Raw genomic sequence first — 6,000 nt, 5'->3', positions numbered from 1 at the left:
GGCGTGCGCCACGGCGTCGCCGCAGGCGCCGACGGCGGGGAGGGGACGGGGTGGGGGGTGTCCGCCCGCAGCGGCCGGCACCGGCACAGGGCGCCGTATCGAGTGACGGGCGGCCGGACCGAGGACGGACACCCCCCACCCCGGCCCCGACTCACAACGAACCGTTGGCGCGACACCAGCCCACCACGCACCGCAACGGGCCGCCGCAGGCACAAAAGGGGCGCGGGGAACGGCGCGAGCAACCGGCCACCAGACAGCAACGGGCCGCCGCAGGCACAAAAGGGCCGCGGGAGATCGGCGCGAGCAACCACCCACACCCCCGCAGACGGACAGCGCCCGTCACCCCCGCCCGCTCCCAAGCCCCCGCACCGGCTCCACCGCCCCCCGAGGCTGCACGATCCCCCCCGGCACCGCCCGCGCCCGCGCCGGCGTCCCCGTCCAGCACGTGCCGCGCCGCGACAGCAGGCGCCGCAGCCACACCTCCAGCGAGACCAGGTCGGCCAGCCCGTCGAGGGGCAGAGGCTCACCCGCGACCGCCCCCCGCAGGGCCTCCCGCACGACGCGCGCCTCGATCAGCCCCGCCTCCGCGAGCAGCGGAGAGTCGAACAGCTCCATGAGCGGCTCACGGGACACCCTCAGCCCCGCCCGCGCCGCCGCCGCGGCCGGCGCGTGGGACGGCGCCCCCCACCCGGGCGGCAGCTCGGTCACCCCCGCCCCCTTGAGCACCGTACGCAGAATCTCCGCCCGCGCCCCCGGCTGCACCCGCAGCGTCTCCGGCAGCGCCCGGCACGCCCGCACGACCTGGTTGTCGAGGAACGGCGCGTGCAGCCGCTGGCTGCGGATCTCCGCCGCCTGCTCCAGCACCCGCAGGTCCGCCGCGTGCCGGGCCAGCGCCGCACGCGCGCGATAGTCCCCGGGTCGCTGCCCTGGCCCCACCCCGGACCGGTGCGTCGCCCCTTGCAGGCGAACCGATACTTCAGCCAGCGCCTCCCCGGTCAGCCAGCGCGCCGCGGGCCCGGGTCTGGCCCAGGTGAGCGCCGCGAGGGACGCCCCCACGGCCCCCTGGGGCTCGTCGAGCCGCCGGTCCATCAGGCGCGCGGCGAGCACCTCCAGCCCCGTGCGGTAGGGCGTGCGGGCGAGCCGCCGCGCCGCGCCGTACACGCGCGCGGGCACCAGCACCGACCCGTCCGCCTTCGCCAGCGCGGCCACCGGCCGCACCAGATGGCGCCGCTTGCGGTCCATCAGCAGGTCGGCCAGGCGCGCGGGATGGGCGTCGAGCACCTGTCGCGCGCCGTAGCCGATGAAGTGGTCCGCGCTGCCCGAGGCGAGCCGGGCGCGATGCCGGGCGGCGGTCACGAGGGCGGGCCCCGGTTCGTCCGTCAGCGGTCCGTCCAGGGCGGCGTACGGCAGCACCTCCTCCCCGCCGGTGACGACGACGTGGTGCAGCCGCGGGTTGGCCGCGAGGACGCCGGCCCGCTCCAGTTCGGCCTCGCGGCCGGGGACGGCGAGGTCGTTGAAGGTGACCGCCAGCAGCCGCTCCCCCGCGCCCGTCCCGTGTCCGAGGAGCGTGCCCGGCATCCCGGGCAGCCCGGCGGCGAGCAGCGCGAGGGTGCTCGAGGCGGGGCCGCCGGAGAGGTCGGCGCCGATGCCGGGCACGGGCATGCCGCGGGCGGCGCGGCGTTCGGCGGGCCCCATCCCGGGCACCGGTCCGGGGTCGAGGTCGGGCACGTGCCGCGGCGCGGCCATACGCGCGCGTACCGCTTCGATCAGCGCGTCGCGCACACCGTCGACCGCGCGCTCCGGGTCGGCCGGGGGCGCGGCGACCGCGAGGGAGGCGACGGGTTCGTACCCGGCGATCTCGCGGGCCCCGGCGCGCAGGATCAGCGCGTGCCCGGGAGGGATGCGGTGCACGCCCGCGTACGGCGTCGAGTCGTGCAGCGCGGCGGGGACGTCGGGGGCGGCCAGCAGGGCGGCGAGGTGGCCGAAGTCGAGGTTGGCCTCGATGAGGTCGGCGAGCGGCAGCGCGGCGGTGGCGTAGGCGGTGCCGCCGGCCCAGGGGGTGTGGAACACCGGGCGTGCGCCCGCGAGGTCGCCGCAGACGGTGACGCGGCGGCCGACCTTGACGACGGCCGTGTAGCTGCCGGGCCAGGCGGTCAGGTGGCGCAGGGCGCCGCCGCGGGCGGCGAGCAGCCCGACGCGCAGCTGTTCGTCACTCGCGCCGCACAGCCCGAGGACCGCGATCCGGGTCTGGTCGTCGGCCTTGACGACGCGCACCTCGTCGGGGCGCCAGTCCCCGACGGCCCACAGGGGGTCGGGGTCGCCCCACAGGAGCTGGGATCCCACCGGGTGCACGGTCTCGCCGTCGTACCCGGTGGCGCCGGCGGAGCCGGACACGGCGGCTCCCGCGGCGGTGCTGCTCCATCCCACCAACCACCGCATCGACGCCTCCACAGGCTGTGGACAACCAGTGCACCGTACGAACGGTTCACCATGCTGCCACGAAGGACACGCCGCAGAGGTGCGACAGAGCCGCTCACGCTCCCCGGAGTGCGCCCCTGCCGACCCTGTTCACGCCCCTGTCATCCCGGCGTCGGCACCGTCGACTCCCGCGCACGGTACGGCATCCACGGCGCGAATGCGCCCCCTGTGCGCTCCTCCGCAATACCCCGTGCGCCCTCAACTGCCGTGGTGGGAGCGGGAATCAAACGACAGGGGCGGGGACGAGTTTCGGCCAAATCGGCGCCTCGGCGCGGCCGTTGGATCACTGGTGTGCACGCTCCGTGCAGGCTCTGCGCACGACCGGCACGCGCGCGGTCCGGGAGGCTTGTGGCGCCTCCCGGACCGGTCCGCCGTCCGCGGGGATGAAGACGGCGGCATCCCCCAGCCCACTGGATCCAGTACAGCGGGCCGACCCACGCAACGCCCATGGAACCGCTCCCGAGATGGCCGGAGAAGAGCGCACGGCCGGGCGCACGGCCACACGTCGGGAGCGCGCCACGACGCAGCGTGCACGGCCCCGTACTCCCGTGCGGACCACAATCCCGCCAACCGGAACAAAGCCCCTTAACGCTTGGAAGCCAAGGAACTACGCTGGGTTTACGAATGCCGCGTGGTTATGCCAGAGCGGCAGCCGGCTTTGTCGAGGGGTGGCCATGTCCAGGGAGCAACGCGGGCCGAACGAAAAGCTCGGCGCCGTTCTCGCCCTCGCGGGAATCAGCAATGCGGGACTCGCCCGACGCGTCAACGACCTTGGTGCGCAACGCGGGTTGACGCTTCGCTACGACAAGACGTCGGTGGCGCGCTGGGTGTCGAAGGGCATGGTGCCGCAGGGTGCCGCACCCCACCTCATCGCGGCCGCCATCGGCCAGAAGCTGGGCCGCCCGGTCCCGCTGCACGAGATCGGCCTGGCCGACGCCGACCCCGCGCCGGAGGTGGGCCTCGCCTTCCCGCGGGACGTCGGACAGGCGGTGCGCTCGGCGACGGAGCTGTACCGGCTGGACCTCGCCGGACGCCGGGCCGGCTCCGGCGGCATCTGGCAGTCACTGGCCGGATCCTTCGCCGTGAGCGCGTACGCGACACCCGCCTCGCGGTGGCTGATAACCCCGGCCGACAGTTCGGTGGCGCGCGAGGCGGGCCCCGCGGAGGGCTCCGGCGCACCGATCAAAGTCGGCCACAGCGATGTGCAGAAGCTGCGGGAGGCCGCCGAGGACGCCCGGCGGTGGGACTCCAAGTACGGCGGGGGTGACTGGCGTTCGTCGATGGTGCCGGAGTGCTTACGGGTCGAGGCGGCGCCGCTGCTGCTCGCCTCCTACTCCGACGAGGTCGGCCGCGCTCTGTTCGGCGCGACGGCCGAACTCACCCGGCTCGCCGGGTGGATGGCCTTCGACACGGGCCAGCAGGAGGCCGCGCAGCGGTACTACATCCAGGCGCTGCGCCTGGCGCGCGCGGCGGCGGACGTGCCGCTGGGGGGGTACGTCCTGGCGTCGATGTCGCTGCAGGCGACGTACCGGGGCTTCGGCGACGAGGGCGTCGACCTCGCGCAGGCCGCCCTGGAACGCAACCGGGGCCTGGCCACGGCCCGCACCATGAGCTTCTTCCGCCTCGTCGAGGCACGCGCGCACGCCCGCGCCGGTGACGCACAGGCGGCCGGCACGGCGCTGAAGGCCGCCGAGAGCTGGCTCGAGCGCGCCCGGCCCGGCGACAGCGACCCCTCCTGGCTCGGCTTCTACTCCTACGACCGGTTCGCCGCCGACGCCGCCGAGTGCTACCGCGACCTGAAGGCGCCGCGCCAGGTGCGCCGCTTCACCGAGCAGGCGCTGTCACAGCCGACCGAGGAGTTCGTCCGCTCGCACGGGCTGCGCCTCGTGGTCGCCGCGGTCGCCGAGCTGGAGTCGGGCAACCTCGACGCGGCCTGCGAGCAGGGCGTGCGGGCGGTGGAGGTGGCCGGACGGATCTCGTCGGCGCGCACCACGGAGTACGTGAAGGATCTGCTGCACCGTCTGGAGCCGTACGGGGACGAGCCGCGGGTGGTCGAGCTGCGCGAGCGGGCCCGCCCCCTGCTGACCACGGCCTGACCCGCACCGGACCCGCACCGGACCCGAGCCGCACACCGGCCGGGACCGGCCGCGCAGACCGGCGGGGCCGCACGCGTTTGAAGGCGTTGTCAGTGGCGCAGTGCACTATCGAAGCGGGAGGTGGTGCAGGTGCGGCAGAAGGTCGCGTACGACTGTGACGTGCTGGTGGTCGGCGGTGGGATCGTCGGGCTGTCCACCGCGTACGCGATCACGCGTGCCGCGCCGGGCACGCGGGTGACGGTGCTGGAGAAGGAGACCGGCCCGGCCCGGCACCAGACGGGGCGCAACAGCGGCGTCATCCACAGCGGGATCTACTACAAGCCGGGCTCGCTCAAGGCGCGGTACGCGGTGCGCGGCGCGGCGGAGATGGTCAAGTTCTGCGCGGAGTACGGCATCGCGCACGCCGTCACCGGCAAGCTGATCGTCGCGACGGAGCGGGACGAGCTGCCCCGGCTGCACGCGCTGGTGCAGCGCGGCCGGGAGAACGGCATTCCGGTGCGGGAGCTGGGCGCCTCGCAGATCGCCGAGTACGAGCCGGAGGTGCGCGGCCTCGCCGCGATCCATGTCGGCACGACGGGGATCTGCGACTACGTCGGCGTGGCCCGGCAGCTCGCCGAGGCCTCCGGCGCGGAGATCCGCTACGGCTCTCGGGTCGTCCAGGTCGACCGGCGGCCCTCGCTCGGCGTCGCCGTGCGCACGGCGGCGGGTGACGTCGTCCGCGCCCGCGCCCTGGTGAACTGCGCCGGGCTGTACTGCGACGAGGTGGCCGGGCTGACCGGTGACGACCCCGAGGTCCGGATCATCCCGTTCCGCGGGGAGTACTACGAGCTGGCGCGGCCGGAGCTGGTGAAGGGCCTGGTCTACCCGGTGCCTGACCCGGCGTTCCCCTTCCTCGGGGTCCACCTGACCCGGGGCATCGACGGCGGCGTCCACGTCGGCCCCAACGCGGTCCCGGCCCTGGCCCGGGAGGGGTACGGCTGGGGGGTCGTCCGGCCGCGGGAGCTGGCGGGGACGCTGGCCTGGCCCGGCTCCTGGCAGATAGCCCGCCGCCACTGGCGGTACGGCGCCGGCGAGCTGCGCCGGTCGGTGTCCAAGGCGGCGTTCGTCGACGCCGTACGACGGCTGCTGCCGGCCGTGGAGGAAGAGGACCTGGTGCGCACGGACCCGGGCGTGCGGGCCCAGGCGGTCCTGCGGGACGGCACGCTCGTGGACGACTTCCTGATCAGGGAGGGAGCACGCACCGTGCACGTCCTGAACGCCCCGTCCCCGGCCGCCACGGCATCCCTGCCGATCGGCAGAGAGGTGGCCCGTAGAGCGCTGAAGGCACTCGCCGAGGCGTGACCGACGCGAAGGGAAGGCAGACAGGAGCCGGCGCAGGGCGAGGCAGGCGAGCCAGGGGCGCGCGGAACCGCGCGGCCGGCCCCCA

3 protein-coding genes are annotated in these 6,000 nt (G+C 75.3%); 2 read left to right on the top strand and 1 reads right to left on the bottom strand.

Translation table 11 applies throughout. The features are described from left to right. Positions 1-339: 339 nt before the first annotated feature. Positions 340-2,439, bottom strand: a complete 2,100-nt coding sequence (locus AB0E88_RS28625; RefSeq protein WP_361636322.1) for an asparagine synthase-related protein — start codon at positions 2,437-2,439, stop codon at positions 340-342. Between the two features lie 713 nt (positions 2,440-3,152). Between AB0E88_RS28625 and AB0E88_RS28620 the strand changes: the two genes are divergently transcribed. Together AB0E88_RS28620 and lhgO are read left to right on the top strand one after the other, a co-directional pair. Beyond that, a complete protein-coding gene (locus AB0E88_RS28620) occupies positions 3,153-4,574 on the top strand; it encodes an MFS transporter (RefSeq protein WP_361636319.1) in 1,422 nt (473 codons plus the stop codon). A 120-nt stretch (positions 4,575-4,694) separates the two neighbouring features. After that, entirely contained in the window at positions 4,695-5,915 is a 1,221-nt protein-coding gene (lhgO, locus tag AB0E88_RS28615) for an L-2-hydroxyglutarate oxidase (RefSeq protein WP_361636316.1), read from the top strand. Positions 5,916-6,000 lie beyond the last annotated feature (85 nt).

Origin of the sequence: Streptomyces sp. NPDC028635 (assembly GCF_040637635.1) — a bacterium.
Lineage (GTDB): Bacteria > Actinomycetota > Actinomycetes > Streptomycetales > Streptomycetaceae > Streptomyces.
Note: the sequence above shows the minus strand (reverse complement) of the source record. Positions and strands in the feature narration are given on the sequence as shown.